Source organism: Micromonospora sp. BQ32, from assembly GCF_059358895.1.
Genome location: NZ_JCADBI010000001.1, coordinates 98,422 through 119,722 on the forward strand (window position 1 = coordinate 98,422; position 21,301 = coordinate 119,722).

The 21,301-nt window shown below is 70.4% G+C and carries 18 protein-coding genes; 11 read left to right on the forward strand and 7 right to left on the reverse strand.

Translation table 11 applies throughout. The features are described from left to right. The first annotated feature begins 1 nt into the window (after position 1). The 5 genes from AC5L30_RS00440 to AC5L30_RS00460 all read left to right on the forward strand — a co-directional run bounded on the left by AC5L30_RS00440 (position 2) and on the right by AC5L30_RS00460 (position 7,606). On the forward strand, positions 2-1,081 hold the full coding sequence (locus AC5L30_RS00440) for a FecCD family ABC transporter permease (RefSeq protein WP_494864371.1): 1,080 nt from the start codon (positions 2-4) through the stop codon (positions 1,079-1,081). Then, entirely contained in the window at positions 1,078-1,851 is a 774-nt protein-coding gene (locus tag AC5L30_RS00445) for an ABC transporter ATP-binding protein (protein WP_494864373.1), read from the forward strand. The genes AC5L30_RS00440 and AC5L30_RS00445 overlap by 4 nt, the downstream gene beginning before the upstream one ends. A gap of 299 nt (positions 1,852-2,150) precedes the next feature. Continuing rightward, positions 2,151-6,080 carry a ThuA domain-containing protein gene (locus tag AC5L30_RS00450; RefSeq protein WP_494864375.1) on the forward strand — a complete coding sequence of 1,310 codons (3,930 nt, stop codon included), beginning with the start codon at positions 2,151-2,153 and terminating at the stop codon, positions 6,078-6,080. 105 nt (positions 6,081-6,185) lie between these two features. After that, positions 6,186-6,533 carry a PadR family transcriptional regulator gene (locus AC5L30_RS00455; protein WP_494864377.1) on the forward strand — a complete coding sequence of 116 codons (348 nt, stop codon included), beginning with the start codon at positions 6,186-6,188 and terminating at the stop codon, positions 6,531-6,533. Then, the gene (locus AC5L30_RS00460) at positions 6,530-7,606 is read left to right on the forward strand and encodes a hypothetical protein (RefSeq protein ID WP_494864379.1); all 1,077 of its coding nucleotides are present in this window, start codon (positions 6,530-6,532) and stop codon (positions 7,604-7,606) included. The genes AC5L30_RS00455 and AC5L30_RS00460 overlap by 4 nt, the downstream gene beginning before the upstream one ends. Before the next feature lie 13 nt (positions 7,607-7,619). Here AC5L30_RS00460 and AC5L30_RS00465 read toward each other — a convergent pair whose 3' ends face one another. After that, positions 7,620-7,979, reverse strand: a complete 360-nt coding sequence (locus AC5L30_RS00465; RefSeq protein WP_494864380.1) for a hypothetical protein — start codon at positions 7,977-7,979, stop codon at positions 7,620-7,622. Between the two features lie 34 nt (positions 7,980-8,013). On the opposite strand from AC5L30_RS00465, the gene AC5L30_RS00470 reads away from it, so the two are divergent. Beyond that, positions 8,014-8,487, forward strand: coding sequence for a MarR family winged helix-turn-helix transcriptional regulator (locus AC5L30_RS00470; protein ID WP_494864382.1), 474 nt, complete (start codon positions 8,014-8,016; stop codon positions 8,485-8,487). A 37-nt stretch (positions 8,488-8,524) separates the two neighbouring features. Here the strand turns inward: AC5L30_RS00470 and AC5L30_RS00475 are convergent, their stop codons facing one another. After that, on the reverse strand, positions 8,525-8,989 hold the full coding sequence (locus AC5L30_RS00475; protein ID WP_494864383.1) for a septum formation initiator: 465 nt from the start codon (positions 8,987-8,989) through the stop codon (positions 8,525-8,527). 102 nt (positions 8,990-9,091) lie between these two features. Here AC5L30_RS00475 and AC5L30_RS00480 point away from each other — a divergent pair, with 102 nt between their 5' ends. The 4 genes from AC5L30_RS00480 to AC5L30_RS00495 all read left to right on the forward strand — a co-directional run bounded on the left by AC5L30_RS00480 (position 9,092) and on the right by AC5L30_RS00495 (position 12,308). After that, positions 9,092-9,787, forward strand: coding sequence for a response regulator transcription factor (locus AC5L30_RS00480; RefSeq protein WP_494864384.1), 696 nt, complete (start codon positions 9,092-9,094; stop codon positions 9,785-9,787). After that, complete coding sequence (locus AC5L30_RS00485; protein WP_494864385.1) at positions 9,784-11,070, forward strand: sensor histidine kinase; 1,287 nt, start codon at positions 9,784-9,786, stop codon at positions 11,068-11,070. The genes AC5L30_RS00480 and AC5L30_RS00485 overlap by 4 nt, the downstream gene beginning before the upstream one ends. A 28-nt stretch (positions 11,071-11,098) precedes the next feature. Then, positions 11,099-11,653 (forward strand): DUF5872 domain-containing protein, encoded by a 555-nt coding sequence (locus tag AC5L30_RS00490; protein ID WP_494864386.1) that lies wholly within the window; start codon positions 11,099-11,101, stop codon positions 11,651-11,653. Positions 11,654-11,759: 106 nt separating this feature from the next. Continuing rightward, positions 11,760-12,308, forward strand: a complete 549-nt coding sequence (locus AC5L30_RS00495) for a PepSY domain-containing protein (protein ID WP_494864387.1) — start codon at positions 11,760-11,762, stop codon at positions 12,306-12,308. A gap of 125 nt (positions 12,309-12,433) precedes the next feature. Here AC5L30_RS00495 and AC5L30_RS00500 read toward each other — a convergent pair whose 3' ends face one another. From AC5L30_RS00500 to AC5L30_RS00510, 3 genes are all read right to left on the reverse strand, one after another. Beyond that, positions 12,434-14,326: an ABC transporter ATP-binding protein gene (locus tag AC5L30_RS00500; RefSeq protein ID WP_494864388.1), complete on the reverse strand. Its 1,893-nt coding sequence runs from the start codon at positions 14,324-14,326 to the stop codon at positions 12,434-12,436. 161 nt (positions 14,327-14,487) lie between these two features. Continuing rightward, entirely contained in the window at positions 14,488-15,546 is a 1,059-nt protein-coding gene (locus tag AC5L30_RS00505) for a transporter substrate-binding domain-containing protein (RefSeq protein WP_494864390.1), read from the reverse strand. 258 nt (positions 15,547-15,804) lie between these two features. Continuing rightward, a complete protein-coding gene (locus AC5L30_RS00510; RefSeq protein WP_494864391.1) occupies positions 15,805-17,013 on the reverse strand; it encodes a chitosanase in 1,209 nt (402 codons plus the stop codon). Positions 17,014-17,504: 491 nt separating this feature from the next. On the opposite strand from AC5L30_RS00510, the gene AC5L30_RS00515 reads away from it, so the two are divergent. Continuing rightward, entirely contained in the window at positions 17,505-18,518 is a 1,014-nt protein-coding gene (locus AC5L30_RS00515) for a LacI family DNA-binding transcriptional regulator (protein WP_494864393.1), read from the forward strand. 6 nt (positions 18,519-18,524) lie between these two features. Here AC5L30_RS00515 and AC5L30_RS00520 read toward each other — a convergent pair whose 3' ends face one another. Together AC5L30_RS00520 and AC5L30_RS00525 are read right to left on the reverse strand one after the other, a co-directional pair. After that, a complete protein-coding gene (locus tag AC5L30_RS00520; protein ID WP_494864395.1) occupies positions 18,525-19,232 on the reverse strand; it encodes a SanA/YdcF family protein in 708 nt (235 codons plus the stop codon). Between the two features lie 541 nt (positions 19,233-19,773). After that, entirely contained in the window at positions 19,774-21,108 is a 1,335-nt protein-coding gene (locus AC5L30_RS00525) for an extracellular catalytic domain type 1 short-chain-length polyhydroxyalkanoate depolymerase (protein ID WP_494864397.1), read from the reverse strand. Positions 21,109-21,301: the final 193 nt, after the last annotated feature.

Sequence of the window (21,301 nt, forward strand, 5' to 3'; positions counted from 1 at the left end):
CATGGTGACCACAACGACCACGCCCGCGAGCGACGTCCGCGCGGCCACGTCCAATACGGCCGCGGCGCTGCGCGCCAACCGGCGGCGTCGAGCCGGCCGGTCCATCATGGTGACCTGCGCCCTGACCGTGGCGGTCGCCGCCCTCTTCGTGCTGACCATGATGGTGGGCAGCTTCCGCATCGGCGCCACGGAGGTCATCGCCTCGGTCCTGCACCTGTCCGAGAATCCCAGCGTCGACTTCGTCGTCCGTGGCCTGCGGCTGCCCACCGCGGCCGCCGCCCTGACGGTCGGGCTCGCCCTCGGCGCGTCCGGGACGATCTTCCAACAGTTGCTGCGCAACCCCCTCGCGTCCCCGGACTTCGTGGGGATCACCTCCGGGGCGGGGCTGGCGGCCGTCACCGGGATCGTGCTTTTGCAGGCCGGTGGGCTCGTCGTCAGCGGGCTCGCCCTCGGTGGCGGGGTCGCCGCCGCCCTGGCGATGTACCTGCTGGCCTGGCGCGACGGCGTCAGCGGCTACCGCTTCATCCTCATCGGCATCGGAGTGGCGGTCTTCTTCGAGGGCCTGATCGGCTACGTGCTCAGCCGGGCGCAGCTCTTCGAGGCCCGCCAGGCCATGCACTGGCTGATCGGGTCGGTCGGGCAGGCCAGCACCACGGAGCTGTGGGTGCTCACCGGCGCCCTGATCGTCCTACTGCCGGTCGCCACGTTGCTGCAACGGCCACTGAGCGCCCTCGCCCTCGGTGACGACGCCGCCCGAATGCTGGGTGTCCGGGCCGAGCTCAGCCGGGCCGGGCTGCTCGGCACCGCCGTCGTGCTGGTGGCCCTGGCGGTGTCGGTGGCGGGCCCGATCGCCTTCGTCGCCCTGGTGGCCGGGCCGATCGCCAACCGGCTCCTCGGCCCCGCGGCCCAGGGCGTCCTGCCCGCCGCCCTGGTCGGTGCCGCGCTGCTGCTCACCGCCGACCTCGTCGCCGTGCACCTGCTGCCCACACCGTTGCCCACCGGCGTGGTGACGGGTGCGGTCGGTGCGCCCTACCTGCTGTGGCTGCTGGCCACCACCAACCGACAAGGAGCGGGTGGATGACCCGACTACGCGCCGAGGGCCTCACCCTCGGCTACGACGACCGGACCATCGTCGACCACCTCGACGTCGCCGTGCTCGACGGCAAGGTCACCGCGATCGTCGGCGCCAACGCCTGCGGCAAGTCCACCCTGCTCCGTGGCCTGGCCCGACTGATGGCACCGCGCGACGGCGCCGTTTTTCTCGACAACAAACCCCTCGCCGATCTGCGCAACGTCGACGTGGCCAAGGTGCTCGGGCTGCTCCCTCAGACTCCCGTCGCGCCCGACGGCATCACCGTCGCCGACCTGGTGGCCCGCGGTCGCTACCCCCATCAGGGATGGTTTCGACGGTGGAGTGGCGACGACCACGACGCCGTCGCCCGGGCCCTCGACGCCACCGGCACCGCGGATCTGATCGACCGTCCGATCCGGGAATTGTCCGGTGGTCAACGCCAGCGGGTCTGGGTGGCCATGGCCCTGGCGCAGGAGACCGACCTGCTGCTGCTCGACGAGCCCACCACCTACCTGGACATCAACCACCAGGTCGAGCTGCTGCGGCTACTGCGGAAACTGAACGCGGAGTCCGGCAAGACCATCGTCATCGTCATGCACGATCTCAACCTCGCCTGCCGTTACTGTGACCACCTCATCGCGATGTCCGGCGGTGCGATCGTCGCCGAGGGAGCGCCGGTCGACGTGGTCACCGGCGACCTCGTCGAGCAGGTCTTCGGTCTCAGCTGCCTCGTCGTACCCGATCCGATCGCCGGCACACCGATGGTGGTCCCCGCGTAGGCGGTCGCTGACACAGGTTGGGGACGGCCGTGACGGCCCTCCCCGACCGCTTGCCTAACCATCACCAAGTGTAGGCGCCTGCGCCGGGGCCCTCCGGGGTGGATCGTGGCCCGAAAACCGTTATTCGATCTCACTCCGCACGGTCGTCGCTGACCTGCGGAGATAACGCTCTCACGGATGGTGGGAGAGTGCTTGACGCGCCCGTGATCCGGACGCAACGATGCATTCACATATCTCGTCCCACCACCGCCAGGCGTGATCGGCGCACGCCGTCCCTCGCACCGCGAAAGGACCCCACTGTGCGCAGATCCCTGAGATCGTGGCTCGGCCTCGCGCTGAGCGCGATCCTCGTGGCGGGCGGCATCGTCGCCGCGCCACCCACGGCCAGCGCCGCACCGTTCACCGTGCTGGTCTTCAGCAAGACCGCCGGATTCCGGCACGGATCCATCACCCCGGGCATCGCCGCGATCCAGCAACTCGGTGCGGCCAACGGCTTCACCGTCGAGGCCACCGAGGACGCCGGCCAGTTCACCGACGCCAACCTGGACCGGTTCGCCGCGGTGATCTGGCTCTCCACCACCGGCGACGTGCTCAACGCCGCCCAGCAGGCCGCCTTCGAGCGCTACATCACCGGCGGCGGCGGGTACGTGGGCGTGCACTCCGCCTCCGACACCGAGTACGACTGGCCCTGGTACGGCGGACTGGTCGGGGCGTACTTCGCCTCGCACCCGGCCGAGCAGACCGTCACCGTGAAGGTCGCCGACCAGGTGCACCCGTCCACCGCGACGCTGCCGCAGCGGTGGAGCCGGTTCGACGAGCTGTACAACTACCGCACCAACCCCCGGGGCAACGCGCACGTGCTGGCCACCCTGGACGAGAGCACCTACACCGGCGGGAGCATGGGCGCCGACCACCCGATCTCCTGGTGCCAGAACTACTCCGGCGGCCGGGCCTGGTACACCGGCCTGGGCCACACCGACGCGTCGTACGCCGAGGCGAACTTCCGTCAGCACCTGCTCGGCGGCATCCAGACGGCCGCCGGCGCGGTCGACGCCGACTGTGGTCCCACCGTCACCAGCAGCTTCCAGCAGGTGGAGCTGGCCAAGGGCGCGGCCGAGACCGGTGAGCCGATGAGCCTCACCGTCCTACCGGACCGGGGCGTGCTGCACACCTCCCGCAACGGCGTGATCCGGCACACCGACGCCGCCGGCAACACCAAGATCGCCGCCACCCTGCCCGTCTACACCGGCGACGAGGAGGGTTTGCAGGGCATCAAGGCCGACCCGAACTTCGCCACCAACCGCTGGGTGTACGCCTACTTCGCCCCACCACTGAGCACCCCCGGCGGCGGTGCGCCGGCCACCGGCACCCCGGCCGACTTCGCCGTCTGGGACGGAGTCAACCGGCTGGCCCGGTTCACCGTGAACGCGGACAACACCATCAACCTGGCCAGCGAGACGTTGATCCTCAACGTGCCGACCAGTCGGGGCATGTGCTGCCACGTCGGCGGTGACATGGACTTCGACGCGGCCGGCAACCTCTACCTGTCCACCGGCGACGACACCAACCCGTTCGACTCGGCCGGCTTCACCCCGATCGACGAGCGGGCCGGGCGCAATCCGGCCTTCGACGCGCAGCGCACCTCGGCGAACAGCAACGACCTGCGCGGCAAGGTGCTCCGGATCAAGCCGAGCGCGGCCGGCGGCTACACCATCCCGGCCGGCAACATGTTCGCCCCGGGCACCGCGCGGACCCGCCCGGAGGTCTACGCGATGGGCTTCCGCAACCCGTTCCGGATGAGCGTGGACAAGGCCACCGGCGTCGTCTACCTCGGTGACTATGGCCCCGATGCGGGCACCGCCGACCCGAACCGGGGGCCGGCGGGCAACGTCGAGTTCGCCCGGATCGACCGGCCGGGCTTCTACGGCTGGCCGTACTGCACCGCCCGCAACGACGCCTACAACGACTACACCTTCCCGTCCGGACCGTCCGGGGCGAAGTTCAACTGCGCCGGCGGGCCGGTGAACAACTCGCCCAACAACACCGGCATCACCCAGCTGCCGCCGGCCATCCCGGCCTGGTTGCCGTACGGCGGCTCCGGCTCGCCGCCGGAGTTCACCGGCGGCGGCCTGTCTCCGATGGGCGGGCCGGTCTACCGGTACAACCCGAACAACACCTCGCCCGTGGCGTTCCCCGAGTACTACGACGGGACCTACTTCGCCGGCGAGTTCGGTCGCCGCTGGATCAAGAACATCAAGCTCGACGGGTCCGGCCAACCGCTGAAGATCAACCCGTTCCCGTGGACCGGCACCCAGGTCATGGACATGGAGTTCGGCCCGGACGGCGCGCTCTACGTGCTCGACTACGGCACGGGCTGGTTCAACGGCGACGCCAACTCGGCGCTCTACCGCATCGAGTACGCCCGCGAGGGCCGAGCACCCGTCGCCAAGGTGTCCGCCACCCCGACCAGTGGCACCGCGCCGCTGACCGTGGCCTTCTCCTCGGCCGGCACCCTCGACCCGGACGGCGACCCGTTCACCTACGCCTGGGACTTCGACAACAACGGCACCACCGACTCGACCGCGGCGAACCCGAGCTTCACGTACACCACCAACGGGACCCGCAGCCCGACGCTGACGGTCCGGGACACCACCGGTAAGACGGCCACCGCGAGCGTGGTCGTCACGGTCGGCAACAGTGCCCCGGTCGTCACCGTGAACACCCCGTTGAACGGGCAGACCTTCAATTTCGGGGACGCGGTGCCGTTCAGCGTCACCGTCACCGACGCCCAGGACGGCGCGATCAACTGCGCCCGGGTCAAGGTGAACTACGTCCTCGGCCACGACTCGCACGGCCACCAGCTCGGCAGCGTGCAGGGCTGCACCGGAGTCATCCAGACCTCGGCCGACGGCGAGCACGACACGGCGGCGAACATCTTCGGCATCATCGACGCCGAGTACACCGACCTGGGTGGGGGTGGCCAGCCGGCGCTGACCACGCACACCCAGGCCGTGCTGCAACCTCGGGTACGCCAGGCCGAGCACTTCGGTGACTCGTCCGGCATCCAGGTCGTCGCCGGGGCGGCGGGGCACGGCGGCGCGGCGGTCGGCTACGTCGACAACAACGACTGGATCTCGTTCCGTCCCTACAACCTGACCGGCGTCCAGTCGTTCAGCGCCCGGGTCGGCGCACCGGCCGGCGGTGGCGGCATGTTGGAGTTGCGGGTCGACTCGCCCACCGGGCCGCTGGTCGGTTCGGCCACCGTGGTGCCCACCGGCGGGTACGCCAATTTCGCCACGGTCACCGGTGGGCTCACCGCCCCGACCGGCACAAGAACCCTGTTCCTGGTCTTCAAGGGCACTGGCCCGTACTTCGACATCGACGAGTTCACCCTCTCCACCAGCCCGGGTGGTCCCGGGCCGGACCCGGATCCCGAGCCGGGTGCCAACCTGGCCCGGGGCAAGCCGGCGCGCGCGTCCAGCTTCGAGGGCGCGTTCGGCGCGGCCAACGCGTTCGACGGCGTGGCCGGGACCCGGTGGGGCAGCGCCTTCGGTGACCCACAGTGGATTGACGTGGACCTCGGTGCCACGTACTCGGTCAACCGGGTCAAGCTGACCTGGGAGGCGGCGTACGGCAGCGGATACCAGATCCAGACGTCGCCGGACGGGGTCAACTTCACCACGATCCGTACGGTGACCGGCGGTGACGGCGGGGTGGACGACCTGACCGGGCTCAGCGGCTCCGGCCGGTACATCCGGCTCCTCGGCACCGCCCGGGGGACCGCCTGGGGTTACTCACTGTTCGAGTTCGAGGTGTACGGCGGCACCGGAAGCCCGACCGGCGGCAACCTGTTGTTGAACAAGCCCACGTCGACGTCCAGCAACGAGGGGGCCGACGTGTCCGGTGCCCAGGCGGTGGACGGCAGCCTCACCACCCGCTGGTCGAGCACGTTCTCCGATCCGCAGTGGATTCGCGTCGACCTCGGCAGCCCCACCGCGATCGGTCGGGTCAAGCTGAGCTGGGAGGCGGCGTACAGCAGCGCGTACCAGATCCAGACCTCGAATGACGGCACCACCTGGACCACAGTGAAGACGGTGACCGGGGCCGACGGCGGCGTGGACGAGCACACCGCCCTCGGCGCCAACGGCCGCTACCTGCGGATCAACGGCACCGCCCGGGGCACCGGATACGGCCATTCGCTCTGGGAGGTGGAGGCGTACGCCAGCTGAACCACCACCGCTGACGTGGCCGGCACGGCGATCCGTGCCGGCCACGTCCGTCACTCAGCTCTCGTCTTCCTTGCATATGCCGTCTATCGGTATATGCTCCCTGGCATGGCTGAGGCTCCACTTCGGGAACCGACGTTCCTGGTGCTCACCGCGCTGGTGGAGGCGCCCCTGCATGGGTACGCCGTCATCGAGGACGTGCTGCGCATCTCCGACGGCAAGGTGCGCCTGCGCGCCGGCACCCTCTACGCCGTCCTCGACCGGCTCCGCGCCGACGGTCTCATCGAGGTCGAGCGCGAAGAGGTGGTGCAGTCCCGACTACGCCGCTACTACCGCCTCACCGCTCTGGGCGCGCGGCGGCTCACCGAAGAGGCGTCCCGCCTGCGACACAACGCGGACGCCGCTCGGGCGCGGCTGCGCCGCAGCGGCCTCCTGACCGACGGGGGTGCGGCGTGAGCAGCGATGACCTGGAGCGCCGCTACCGGCGGCTGCTGGCCGTCTATCCGTGGGAACACCGTCGGGTGTACGAGGACGAGATGCTGGCCGTGCTCCTCGCCGGTGCGCGGCCGGGCCAGCGGCGACCCGCCGCCGCCGACGTGCGGAATCTGGTCGGCGCCGGCTTGCGGGCGCGGCTGCGGGTGGGCGCACGGGGGTTCACCGAGCCGAGCTGGGCGGACGCGGCGACGGTCACCGGCCTGCTGGTCGGGGTCGTCCTGCTGGCCCTCGCCAGCAGGGCGCTGCTCGACCAGCTCGTCCGCCCGTCGGGCCTGCCGCCCGGGTTCTCGCCGACCGGCCCGGATCTCGTCGACTGGCTGCGCGTCGCCGGCTGGGCGGGCGTCTGCGCCGCGGTGCTGGTCGGGTGGCGGTGGGTCGCCGCCGCTTTGGCCTGGGCCGGCGTGCTCGGCTGGGGCGCGCTCGTCGCCCCGCAGACGGGTGACAACCCGACGTACGTGGTGGACATGTTGCCGCAGCTCGCCCTCGCCGTGGTGGCTGCCGCCGCGCTCACCGTGCCGGTGCCGCGCCGCCGGGCGATCGCAGTGCTGGGCGTACGCCGACTGCTGGCCCTGCTCCTCGCGCCGGCCGCGATGGTCGCGCTCATGGTGACGAACCGGCTGACCAGTCCCACGTTCGGCTTCGTCGCCGAGGTGTCCTACCAGGTCTTTTACGACCTTGAGGCGAGCAGCGAGCTGGTGCTCTGGCTCTACGTCGCGGGCCTGGCGGTCGCCGCGTTGGCCATGGTGATCGCGGTTGCCACGCTCACTCCGGAGGTACGCCGACGGGTCGTCGTCATGCTCCTGCCCGTGGCCGCCCTCGCCCTGCTGATCGACAGCGCCCTCGCCGGTTGGGCCACCTCGACCATGCACATGGGACACGCCATCCCCCTGGTGCCGGCGCAGTGGGCGATGCTGGTGCTGGTCGCGCCGGTGACCTTCCTGGCCGGTGCGCTACTCGTGCGACGTCGGGAGGAGACCCTGCGCATGGTCGCCCTCGGCCGCGACGCGGACCGCGAGCAGCCAACGGGTCAGTGAGGCGGCCGGCTGCTCACCCGACGCCTGGCGGCTGTCCACCAGTGGCCCGGAACACCGCTCGGCTCAGATAGTGCCGGGACTGCCTGTCGAAGCGCCCGAGCAGGTCACGGGCCGCGGGCGGGACAACCGAGGCGGACGGTTCGCCGCCGGTGAAGGCCGACACCGCGGCGAGGTCCGTGAATGTCATGGCGGTGAGAAATTCGCTGCCCTCGGCGGGGTCGAGCTCCTGCGGGGAACGACGCAGGACCCGAAGCTCCCGAAGCCCGGCTACGTCCCGGGCGAGGATCGCCGGCGCGATGTCCTGCGTCAACAACCGCTCGTAGGCGTCAGTGAGAGCGGGCTCCGTCCAGCCGCTCCACAGTCGGAAAATCATGACAGCATGCTGTCATTCTAGTAATAGGCTGTCAATGTTCGATACCATGCTGTCGGTGAGGGAACGGAAGCAGGACCGGGTCGACGCCTACCGGCTGCTGATGGCAGACGTGTACGAACTGGCAGGCGAGTCTCGGCGCTCAAGCGAGGACCTCGCCCGAGAAGAGGGGCAAACTGCCGCCCGATGGCACGTGATGAGCGTGCTCTCCGACGGCCCCCGCACCGTGGCGAGCGCGGCGCGCAGGCTCGGCCTCGCTCGACAGAGCGTGCAGCGAGTGGTCGACGACCTGGCCCGAGCCGGAATGGTGGAGTTGCACGACAACCCCGATCACCGCCGGGCGCCACTCGTGACACTCACGGAGGTGGGTCGAGTCACGCTCACCGGCCTCCTGGAACGCTCGGACGCCGACCGCCGGGACGCCGTCGAACGAGCGGGTCTCAGCCTCGGCGATCTCGAAAATGCGCGCGCGACGCTCCGGAGGTTGGTGGACGCCCTGCAGAGCCGCTGAACCGCCCCCGACAACTCACCTCACCGCTCCCAGGTCGTCAGTCGTCGGCGACGGCCACCGGCTCCGAGCCGATGCAGCGCACCTTCAACTCGTACTCCCGGGCCGCCCCCTGGAAGGTGACCTCGACGTCGTCGTCCGGGCCCCGGTCCACGTCGCGGACCCGGAAGCCCTGCGCGGGCGCCCAGGAGACGAGGCGTACGCCGCCAACGCCGCACTCGGCGACGGCCGTGCCGCCGTCGGTGGCGAACCCCCGGCGGGCCCCGGAGCTGGCGCTCGGTGCGGGGCTCGTCGTGCCCGGCCCGGCCGAGGCGGTGCCCGTCGTGCCGGTGGGCACCGGCTCCGGCGAGGCGAGCGCCCGTTCGATCTCGGCCTCGCTGCGCACCCCGCCCGGGGTGCCGGTGAGGCTCTCGCCCACCAGCCGGATCGCTCCCAGGCCGATCAGGGTCGCGATGGCGGCGGTGGCCACCCACCCGCTGGCGACGAGGATCGAACGACGGCCCATCCCCTGACTATCCCCGATCCGTCATTGTCGTTGGCACATCCGAACGCTAAGGCGTGGTTAACGTGCGTCGCACTGCCAGCGGCAGCGGTTAGCCTGCCAGCTGTGGCCCGCCTGTTGCTCATCGAGGACGACCTGACGATCCGTACCCCGCTGATCCGGGCCCTGCGCGAACGCGGCCACGCGGTGGCGGCGGCCTCGACCGCGATGGCCGGGCTCCGCGACGCGCTGGAGGACCGACCCGACCTGATCGTGCTCGACCTGGGCCTGCCCGACCTGGACGGCCGCGAGCTGCTGCGGATGCTGCGGGCGGTCAGCTCGGTGCCGGTGATCGTGGCCACCGCGCGCGACGACGAGACCGAGATCGTCCGGGTGCTCGACGCGGGCGCCGACGACTACGTGGTCAAGCCGTTCACCGCGGCGCAGCTCGACGCCCGCGTCCGGGCGGTGCTGCGGCGCGGCCCCGGCGGCGCCGACGGGCAGGACCCGGCGCTCGTCGTCGGCGGGCTCCGCGTCGACCCCCGGGCCCGGCAGGTGACCCTCGACGGGGTCACCGTCGAGCTGACGCCTCGCGAGTTCGACCTGCTGCACCACCTCGCCGGCCGACCGGGCCAGGTGGTCACCAAACGTGAGCTGCTCACGGAGGTGTGGCAGATCCCGTACGGCGGTGCCGACAAGACCGTCGACGTGCACCTGTCCTGGTTGCGTCGAAAGTTGGGGGAGAACGCCCAGCAGCCTCGCTACCTGCACACCGTGCGGGGTGTCGGGGTGCGTCTCGAAGCCCCGGCGGCGCAGCCGTGAGGGCGCGGCTCGCGCTGCTGGTCGCCGCGGTCAGCGTCCTCACCCTCATCGCGTTCCTGGTGCCGCTGGCGTTGCTGGTGCGTACCGTCGCCGAGGACCGGGCCACCGTTCGGGCCACCGCCGACGCGCAGAGCCTGGTGCCGGTGGTCGGCACCGCCGACGCGGCGACCATCCGGCTCACCGTCGAGCAACTCGCCGCGGATTCCGGTCGACCGGTGAGCGTCTTCCTGCCCGACGGCACCGTGCTCGGTGCCCAGACCCCGCGTACGCCCGCGGTGGCCCTCGCCGAGCGCGGACAGAGCCTCACCGGCGAGTCGGCGGCCGGCCGGGAGGTGGTCATCGCCGTGCAGGGTCGGGCGGACGGCACCGGCGTGATCCGGATCGCGGTGCCGCAGCACGAGCTGACCGCCGGGGTCACCCGGGCCTGGCTGGTGCTGGCGCTGCTCGGCGTGATCCTCGTGCTGATCGGGCTGCTGGTCGCCGACCGGCTGGCGCGCACCCTGGTCCGGCCGATCAGCGACCTCTCGGCCGTCTCACACCGGCTGGCCAACGCCGAGTTGGACGCCCGGGTCACGCCGGCCGGACCGCCCGAACTGCGCGAGGTGGCCGGCGCGCTCAACCACCTCGCCACCCGGATCCAGGTGCTCCTGATGCAGGAGCGCGAGCAGGTCGCCGACCTGTCGCACCAGCTGCGTACGCCGCTGACGGCGTTGCGGCTGGAGGCGGAGTCGTTGCGGGACCCGGACGACGCCGCCCGGATCACCGCCGCCGCCGACGGGCTCGAACGCGCGGTCACCGGGCTCATCCGGCAGGCCCGGTGGCGGCACGCACCGGCGCAACCGGCCGCCGCGGACGCTGCGGCGATCGTCGCCGACCGGGTCGCGTTCTGGTCGGTGCTGGCCGAGGACACCGGCCGGGCCGTCACCCTCGACCTGGCGCCCGGCCCCCTTCCCGTCGGTGTGGCCGCCGACAACCTGACGGCGGCCGTGGACGCCCTGCTCGGCAACGTGTTCGCGCACACCCCCGACGGCACGCCGTTCGCCGTCCGGCTCGCCCGGGAGGCCGGCGGGGTGGTCCTCACGGTCGCCGACGAGGGCCCGGGCATGCCCTCCGGGGCGATCCGGCGGGGCGCCAGCGCGGCCGGGTCCACCGGCCTCGGCCTGGACATCGCCCGGCGTGCCGCGCAGGCGGCCGGCGGTCGACTGGAGTTACGGGCCGGCCCGGGAGGCGGCGCACGGGTGCTGCTCCGGCTCGGGCCTCCGACGTCGCCGCGGGACGCATAGCCGCTGCGGCGCCGGGTAGCTGCCAGTCATGGCGCGGTATACGAAACCCGAGCTCAGAGAGCAGATCAAGGAAGAGATCAAGGCTTCCGACAAGGGCGGCCGACCGGGGCAGTGGTCGGCACGCAAGTCACAGCTGGTCACTCAGGAATACAAGAAGCGTGGCGGCGGATTCCTGGGCGAAAAGGACGAGCGGCAGAAGTCCCTCCAGCGCTGGGGCAACGAGAAGTGGCAGACGAAAGAGGGCGACACCCGTGCGCGCAAGGGCGGCACCACGAGTCGCTACCTGCCCAAGAAGGCATGGGAGGAGATGTCGGAGAGCCAGAAGCGCGCGACCGACACGAAGAAACGCGAAGCGTCCCGATCCGGCAAGCAGTACGTCGCGAACACCGGGCCGGCCAAACGGGCGCGTCGGGATGCCACCACGGCCGGACGGATGTCGGAGATGTCGGTCGCGGAGGCGGCCAAGCTGGTCCGTGGCCTCGACACGCGACAGCTCAAGACCGCACTGCGCAACGAGCGCGCCAGCAAGGACCGCAAGACGCTCGTCCAGCGGCTGGAAGCGGAACTCAACCGGCGCGGCTGACCCGGCACCCGACCGTCTTAACCCGGCCTTAGCGTCCGGACAGCGCGGTGCTATCCCGATCTGGCCGATCCTCGGAAGCGACAACCGAGGAAAGGTGGACACCACGATGAAGCGCACCAATCTGCTTCTGGCGTCGGTCGGCGGGTCGGCGGTGCTGGCGGTGGCCGGGGTCGCGCTCGGCGTCAACGCCGCGAACGACTCGCGGACCGGCGGCACGGCACTCGCCGCGGCCACCGTCGCGCCGACGGCCACCGACGCGCCGGTCGTCACCGGTTCGCCGTCGGTCGGCACCCCATCGGGTACGCCGTCGAGCGGCACGCCGTCCGGTACGCCGTCGACCGGCAGCGCGCCCGCGGGCAGCGCGGTCGACGAGAAGCGCGCCGGTGAGATCGCGCTCGCCAAGGCCGGTGGCGGCCAGGTCGTCGAGGTCGAAGCCGAGCAGGAGAACGGCCGGCCGGTGTGGAGCGTCGAGATCGTCGCGGGCGACACCGAACACGAGGTGGACGTCGACCGGGACAACGGGTCGGTGGTCAAGGCTGAGCAGGAGCCGGTCGACGCCGATGACAACGACGACGACGATGACGACGCCGATGACGACGCCGACGATGACAACGACGCCGATGACAAGGACGACGACGACAACGACAACGACTGACCGTCCGCCGCCGCCCACCCCGGGTGCTGCACGGGGTGGGCCGCGGCGCGTGGTGACGCGGTGGTCGGACTGTCGTTCGTGGGGCGGGCCGACCACCGCGTGCGTCATGAGATGCGCGAGCACCGTCAGATGGCGACGGGTTGCTCCTGGACCGTCGGCTTCTCCTGGGCGAACTGGGTGCGGTACAACTCGTGGTAGCGGCCGCCAGCGGCGAGCAGGTCACTGTGTCGCCCGCGTTCGACGATGCGACCGGCCTCCACGACGAGGATCTGGTCGGCCGCCCGGATGGTGGAGAGCCGGTGCGCGATGACCACGCTCGTCCGGCCGGTCAGGGCCTCGGCGAGGGCGTCCTGCACCGCCGCTTCCGAGGTGGAGTCGAGATGCGCGGTGGCCTCGTCGAGGATGACCACCCGCGGACGAGCCAGCAGCAGTCGCGCGATGGTGAGCCGTTGCCGCTCCCCGCCGGACAGGCGGTATCCGCGCTCGCCGACGACGGTGTCCAGCCCATCGGGAAGGCTGCGGATCAGGTCGTCGAGTCGGGCCCGCCGAAGCACCTCCCACATCTCGTCCTCGGTCGCGTCCGGCTGGGCGAACGCCAGGTTCGCGCGGATGCTCTCGTGGAAGAGGTGCCCGTCCTGGGTCACCACGCCCAACGCCGTCCGGATCGACTCGGCGGACAGCTCGCGTACGTCGACGTCGGCGAGCTTCACCGCGCCGTCCTCCACGTCGTACAGGCGAGGCACGAGCTGCGCGATCGTCGACTTGCCCGCGCCGGAGGAGCCGACGAGCGCCACCATCTGCCCCGCTTCGGCGCGGAACGACACCCCGTGCAGCACCTCCTCGCCGCCGCGCGTGTCGAGCTTCGCCACGTCCTCCAGGGACGCGAGCGACACCTTGTCCGCTGAGGGATAGCCGAACCGGACCCCGTCGAACTCGACCGCGACCGGCCCCTCCGGAAGGGGCCGGGCGTCGGACCTGTCGAGGATCAGCGGCTTGAGGTCGAGGACCTCGAACACCCGCTCGAAGCTCACCAGGGCGCTCATCACCTCGACCCGGGCACTGGCCAGCGAGGTCAACGGCGCGTAGAGCCGCGACAGGAGCAGCGCGAGGGCGACCACCGTCCCGGCGTCGAGGCTGCCCCGTAGGGCGTAGAGACCACCCAGCCCGTAGACCAGGGCCAGCGCCAGCGAGCCGACGACGGTGAGCGCGGTGATGAAGACCCACTGGAGCATCGCGGCGCGGATGCCGATGTCCCGGACCCGACGAGCACGCGCCGCGAACTCGGCGGACTCCTCGGCCGGCCGCCCGTACAGCTTGACCAGCGTGGCGCCGGGTGCGGAGAAGCGTTCTGTCATCCGGGTGCTCATGGCCGCGTTGTGCTCGGCCGCCTCACGCTGCAACTGGGCGAGCCTCGAACCCATCCGGCGGGCCGGGAGGACGAAGATGGGCAGCAGGACGAGCGCCAGCAGCGTGATCTGCCAGGAGAAGGTGAGCATCACGGCCAACGTCAACATCAGCGTGACGGCGTTGCCGACCACACTCGACAGGGTGTCGCTGAAGGCCCGCTGCGCGCCGATCACGTCGTTGTTCAGTCGGCTGACCAGCGCACCCGTGCGGGTCCGCGTGAAGAACGCCACCGGCATCCGCTGAACGTGGTCGAAGACAGCCGTCCGCAGTTGGACGATCAACCCCTCGCCGATGCTGGCGGAGAGAAATCGCGTCACCAGCCCCAGCCCGGCCTCGGCGAGGGCGATCACGGCGATCAGTACGGCCAACCGGATCACCACACTGCTGTCGGCGCCGTCGACGATCGCGTCGACCACTCGGCCGGCGAGGACGGGCGCCGCCACGGTGAGAACCGCCGTCACCACACTCAGCAACAGGAACCTGATGATCAAGGCGCGGTGTGGGCGTGCGAACTTCGCGATTCGCTTCAAGGTGGCGCGGGACAGCGGTCGCTCGTCCTGCGCGTTCATCGCGTGGTGCAGGGACATCCACGCGGTAACTTCCATGCTCATGCGTTACCTCCAATACCGGAGGCTAGGACCTCACCCGAGCTTGAGGTCAAATCACCACGCGAGGATGTGGCGACGGGTTGTCCACGTGGTCGTGGCCCAGGACCGCATCGGCGCCGTCGGCGACATCCGGTACCGCTCGACGACGACGACCTCGGGCGGGATCAGGTGCAGCTGTCGGGGTTGCTGTACAACGGTTTGCCTGCCCCGTCGAGGTAGGGCAGGTGGCGGGCGGCCGCTGCGTCCCACTCGGTGGTCAGGAACACATCGATGTCCCGCCCGAGCGCCTCACACAGCTTGTGCTTGTTCTTCGGCACGCCGATCGCGTAGCGCGCCATCTCGTACCTTCTGAAGGCGACGATGTCGCCCGGAGCCAGACCTCGACGGACCGCCAGGCTGACGAGGACGGAGTGATGCATGAAGACGGCGTCGACCCGGTCCTTGGGGTCGAAGAATTTGACCAGGCAATCCTGGAGGCTCTGGGCGTGCTGGAAGGTAACGCCCATGTCGCCCGGCCGTGGGTAGGTATCCCCGAGCGCGCAGCCGGTCAGCTCGGCGGCGACCGGCGGCTTCTTGACCTTGTGTGCGGACAGATAGATCCCGACCTCGTCCAAAAAGTATGGACCAGCGAACGCGACGGTTGTCTCCCGGGAGAACTCGATCGAATAGTTCCCCACCACCAGATCGACGCGGCCCGAGTCCAAAGCCTCCGTCTGATCGTCGGGATTCAGTTCCACGTACTCCGGCTCGAAACCGTAGCGGGCTCGTAGGTAGTCGATCAGCGCAATCTCGAAGCCCTCGTAGCGTTCGCCGTTCTTCTCGCTCCAACCCGGGATCTTGCCGGTGATGCCGATCCGAACCCGGCCGGAAAGCTGGCGCGTGACGTCGTCCGTGTCGGATGGCAGGTGCATGACGATCGCGGCCAGTATCGCGCAGAGCGTCACTGCGGCCAGGGCGACGACCGGCCAGTGCCGCATCCGGTGGCCGCCTGCCGCACGTCGCAGCCCGTCGGCTGGGGTGCTGCCCCGCACCGCCAGGATCCCGGCCATCGTCGCGGTCACCGCCACGGGCAGAGCGAGGATGGTGGCGATGTCGGCGCCTCGTTCGGGCACTCGGACGAGCAGAAAAGTTGCCGCTGCGGTCAGTACGCCGACGGGAATGATCCAGTACAGGTCACGGCGGAAACGCCGAGTCCGATGCGTGGCTGCCGTCCGGCCTTCCATTGCAGCAGGTTAATGCAGCGCCGGTTGTTGGACGGCTGCGGATCGGCTGGCGGCGAGTGACGGATAGTCAACAGTTTCGCCATTTGTGCGAGCTGGCGAGGCAGCCGGGATCGGCGAAACACGTCGATGGCGGGGCCGCCGGCGATCGGAAACTCGTGCCGGCGACCCCGCTATCGATGAACGCGTCACTGGTGGACCACCCGGCTGGGGGGATTACGCTCGGCCCCGCCGTTCGCTCGGCCGTACCGCCCAGCCGTGTTAGCCGATGCGGAACTGGTCGCCGTAGACGGCGAACACCAGTGGCGTGTTCAGGTTGAAGTTGCCGTTGTTGAGGAACACCCGCTGGGCGGTGTCGACGCGGGAGGTGTCCGAGTGGGCCAACTCCTTCTTCATTTCGATGACCCGCTCGTCGAGGAACGCGTTGAGCCAGGTTCGCTCGTCGCCGCCCTGGGCCGGCGGCGTGGCCCGATTGAGGGCGCGGCTGCGGATCTGGCGCATGCCCTCGTACCCGTGCATGACCGCCGCGTCGTAGTAGGCAAACTGACCGAGCGCCCGGACCTGGTCGTTCTTGCCGTCGCGTACCGAGGGGTTGAAGTAGACCCGGTCGCGTTCGGCCTCCTGGGCGGCCTGGAACACCGAGTCGGTGGCCGCCGTTCGCCAGTCGCGGGGGAAGTTGGGGTCGAGACCGGCGTGCGACGAGGTGCCGTTGACGTTGCGCAGCGCCGGCAGGTAGCCGGCGAGCACGTTGCCCGGCTTGGTGCGGGTGTACGCCTCGACCAGTTCGAGCATGTCGCCGGTGCCGGAGCAGAAGCCGATGATGCCGGCGGTGTAGCCGCGCCCGTCGCCGATGTCCTCGATGTAGGAGAACTGTGCGCGCCAGTCGAGCGAGGAGTTCTCGGCGGCCGAGACGAGTTGCATGGCGACGTTCTTCTTCGCCGGGTCGTCGAGGTTGGTGCCGGTCGGGGTGGTGGGCGTGGGGGTGGGGGAGCCGCCGCCCGGCAGGGTCCACCGCTGGTTCGTGGTGCCGCCGCAGGTCCAGATCTGCAACCGGGCGCCGTTCGCGGTGCTCCGGTCCGTGACGTCGAGGCACTTGCCGGAGCCGGAGTTGACGAGCGCGCCGTTGCTGGCGGTCCACTTCTGCGCGCCGGTGTTGTTGCAGTCGTACAGCTGCACCTTGGCGCCGTTGGCGGTCGACGCGGCGGTGACGTCGAGGCACTTGCCGAGTGCCCGGATCGAGTTGTCGGTGTTGCCGACGGTCCACGTCTGGGCAGCGCTGCCGTTGCAGTCGTAGAGCTGGACGGGCGTGCCGTTGGCCGAGCTGGCGCCGGCCACGTCGACGCACTTACCGCCGAGGCCGGTGATCGGGCCGGCGGTCGCGGCGCTCGCCGACGGCAGGCCGTAGCCGACGGCGGCGACACCGATCAGCAGGGTGCCCACGACGTAGGCGGCTCTTCTCTTGTGAACCATGGTGTTCCTCGGGGAAGGGGCGGCGTGCCGCCAGCCGGTCGGTGGCCCGGCGCGGCGGTTCGGCCCCGGCGGGCACCGCGAGCATCAGGAAACTGTATTAACAGATACCAGTGCGTCGATTTCTCGTCAATCGACGGCCGCGGGTGCGAGCCGGCGGACGGCGCCCGCCGAGTGCCGTCCGCGTGGCGAGGATGGGGTTGCGGCTCTCTGAACGGGCTGTCTGGAACTTCCGGAAAATCGCGGTGCCGGATCACTGGAAGTCCTGGCTTTCGCTAGCCGGTCTTCTCGCAATAGGTCAGAGGTCTTGACCGCTACGACATCAGCTCGTAGCGTGCCGGCCATCGATCGGTATTACCGGCGAAGCATTGAAAGTTTCGGAGATCCATCGATCCCCACCCTGCCGGCTCAGTCGGCGTCCGAGCACCCCGTGAGACAACGCACCACCGCGAGCAGACCTGAAGTTTCCAGCAGGACGCAGGGGGACCGTGGGCATGGAGAACGGCCGAAACGTCACCATCGCCATGATCGCGCGGTTGGCCGGTGTCTCCGTGCCCACCGTCTCCCGGGTCATCAACGGTCGCTCCGACGTCGCCCCCGACACTCGGGAACGCGTCGAGGCGCTACTGCTCAGGCACGGTTACCGCCGCCGGTCCCCGGCCCGGCGCACCGACGCCGCCCTCATCGACCTGGTCTTCAACGACCTGGACAGCCCGTGGGCCGTGGAGATCATCCGTGGGGTGGAGGACGTCGGCCAGACCAGCGGTGTCGGCACCGTCGTGTCGGCCATCCACTGGCGCATGTCCTCGGCCAAGCAGTGGCTCGACAACATGCGTACCCGCTCCACCGAGGGAATCATCTTCGTGACCTCGATGGTGAACCCACCGTTGCAGGCCGAGCTGCGCCGGCTCCACCTGCCGGTCGTCATCATCGACCCGGCCGGCGTCGACCCGCAGGAGTCACCCACCATCGGTGCCACCAACTGGGCGGGCAGCCTCAGCGCCAACCAGTACCTGATCAGCCTCGGCCACCGCCGCATCGGCATCATCGCCGGCCCGCCGCATCTGATGTGCAGCCGGGCCCGAATGGACGGCTACCGGGCCGCCCTCGGCGCCGCCGGCATCCCCATCGACGACTCCCTGATCCGCCCGGGAAACTTCTACCACGAGGCCGGCTTCACCGCGGGTACGCAGCTGCTGGCCCTGCCCGACCCACCCACCGCCATCTTCGCCTCCAGCGATCAGATGGCCCTCGGCGTCTACGAGGCGGTCCGCAAGCGGGGCCTGCGGGTGCCCGACGACGTCAGTGTGGTCGGCTTCGACGACCTGCCGGAGGTGCGGTGGTGCTCCCCGCCGCTGACCACCGTCCGGCAACCCCTCTCCGAGATGGGCATGCTGGCCGCGCGTACCGTGCTGCGCCTCGCCAGCGGTGAGAGGACCGAGAGCTCTCGGGTCGAACTCGCCACCGAGCTCATCGTGCGCGACAGCGCCGCACCACCACGGTCGTGACCTCCCTCAGCCGACCCGCAACGCGTCGTCGACGCCCGTCTCCCGGCGGCCGAGATGCGCCGGGTCGCGACCGGAGAGCAGATCCAGCGCGGCCTTCACGCAGGCGCCGTTCTCCCGCGACGAACTGAACCACCACGTCTGGGCGTACCGCTTCGCACTGTCGTCGCCCACTCCGTTCGCGTCGATACCGAGGCGCCGGCACAGCGCCACGGCGCGCGGGAGATGGAAGGACTGGGTCACCACCGTGGCTTGCCGCACCCCAAAGATGCGCTTGGCCCGCGCACACGAGTCGTACGTGTCGAAGCCCGCATAGTCCGGCACCACCTTGTGTGCTGGTACACCCCGCTCCACCAGCCAGCTCCGCATCGCGGCGGGCTCGTTGTAATCGGCGTTCATGTTGTCGCCCGACACGAGGATCGCCCGAACCTTGCCGGCGTCGAAGAGTCGCCGCGCGATCTCCAACCGGGCCGTGAGGACGGGTGAGGGCGTGCCGTCGGCGTCCACCTTGGTGCCCAGGACCAGCGCGACCGGGGCGTCCGGCACCTCGGCCTCGCCGTAGAGGTGGCCCTCCGCGGTGTCGCGGATCCAATTCACGCTGGCCACCGTGCCCCCGGTCAACGCCACCGCCCCCACCATGAGCGCGAGAACCGTGCGGCGGACCAACCGCCGATGCTCCCCGTACCATCGCCTGGCCGCACCGAATCGTCCCCGCATGCCGCAAGGCTATTCCGGCCGCGCTCACGACGGTCATCGGCGTCCATGCAACCACTCCGCAGCAGCAAACGAAGACCGTTGTCTATGGACAATCGCTCACTGTTAGCGCTAACGTGACGGACAGTCGTCGATACTCGACAACCTCGGGCGGCTGTGACGGAGCTGTCGCCACTGACCTGAGGTGTGCTGGACGACGATCGTGGCGTGGGGCGGGTGGCACGTGGCCGGCGCGAGACGGCCCGAGACCACCATCGGGCGACCCGCACGCCGCGCGGCCGAGGCATGAACGGCCATCGGGGTTCCAGGGCACCGCAGCAGCCGGGACAGTCGTGCGACGACAACCGGCCCGCTCACCTGCCCAGCGGACGCCGCTGGCAGGGGCCGCACCTTGGGCCGCCCCGATGACGACCGCCGGCCCCAGCCCTGGCCGCCGGGTTGCGTCCCGCTGTTCGGAGTCCGGGCCCGAGCAGCGGGACGCCGCCCGGCCCGAGCCAGGGCGCTACCGTCCTCGGCAGCGAGATCACCGCCGCCGGTCACCGCGTCAGCTTCGGGTCCACCGCTGGCTGTTCGTGCCGTTGCAGCTCGCCAGGACCGCAGGGGTGCCGTTGGCGGTGCCGGCGGCGTTGGGCGTGAGGCACAGGCCGGACTGCACGCCGGTGACCGTGCCATCGGTGTTGACGTTCCACTGCTGGTTGGTGCCGCCGTTGCAGTCCCAGATGATCACCCGGGTGCCCGGCGAGGTCCCGGCGCCCTCGGCGTCCAGGCACTTCGTGCCGTACACCTGGAGTTGTTTCGTGGCGGTCGACGTCCACTGCTGGTTGGTGCCGCCGTTGCAGTCCCACAACGTCAGCTGGGTGCCGTTGGTCTGCGACCGGGACGGGACGTCCAGGCAGCGATTGGCACCGGTGTTGCGCAGCGGCGCGGACGCGCCGCCGGGTGGCGGGGTGGTGGGGCTCGTGGTGTCGAAGCCGAGGAACCGGACGGCCTGCGCGGCGTCGAACGGGATGGAGTGGCCGTACCCCTGGAAGCTGATCGCTTCGACGGGCGCCGTGCCGCCGGTGCCTCCGTACCGGGTGCGGGTGGCGCTGGTCTGCGGGGCGTCGGTGAAGCTGGGGGTCTGCGACACGCCCTGCATGTTGGTCCACTGCTTGATCTGCTCGCCGAAGTTGACGTAGCTCAGCGTGGTGTCCGTGGTGCCGTGCCAGATCTGGAACCGGGGACGCGTGCCGGAGTAGCCGGGGTAGGCGTTGCGGACCAGGTCACCCCACTGCTGCCCGGTCCTGACGATCCGTCCGCCGGAGCACTCGCTGTTCCACTCCGCGCCGTTGGTGGTGGCGAAGCACCCGAACGGGACCCCGGAGGAGCTGAACCCGGCATTGAACAGGTCCGGGTAGAGGCCGACCATGACGTTGGTCATCATGGCCCCGGAGGAGAACCCACCGACGCCGATCCGGTTGGCGTCGACCGGGTAGCGACTCCGCACGTGGTCGACCATGGACTTGAGGCCGACCGGGTCGCTGCCGCCGTCACGCCGCAGGGACTGCGGTGACGAGACGTCCCAACACTTGCTGCTCCGGGTCACCGACGGGTAGATCACGATGAAGCCGTAGCGGTCGGCGAGGGTGCTGAGTCCGAAGCCGCTGTGCACCGCCGGACCACTGCCGGTGCAGTAGTGCAGGGCGAGGAGTAGGGCCGGCTGGGCCGCGACCCGGTCCGGCACGTACAGGTGCATCTGGAGGTTCGTGGGGTTGGCCCCGAAGGTGGTCACCTGGGTGAGCGTCGCGGCCGACGCCGGGGTGGCGACCGTTACCACGGCCGTCATCGTCGCCAGGGCCGTCGCCAGCGTGGCGGCCAGCAGTGCGATCCTTGATCTCATCGGCGGTTCCTCTTGTCGTGAGTCGGGGGCCCGGCAGCAGCGCCTGGGCGGTCCCGAGGCGCGCGACGTCCGCCGCACGTCACCGGCGGCTGTTGGCAGATCCTGATGCGACGTCCACGTGCACAGGGACGTCCTGAATACCGAGGCCCGACCAGCGATGGCCCTCCCGGTGAGCCACGGACGCTGATCGCCT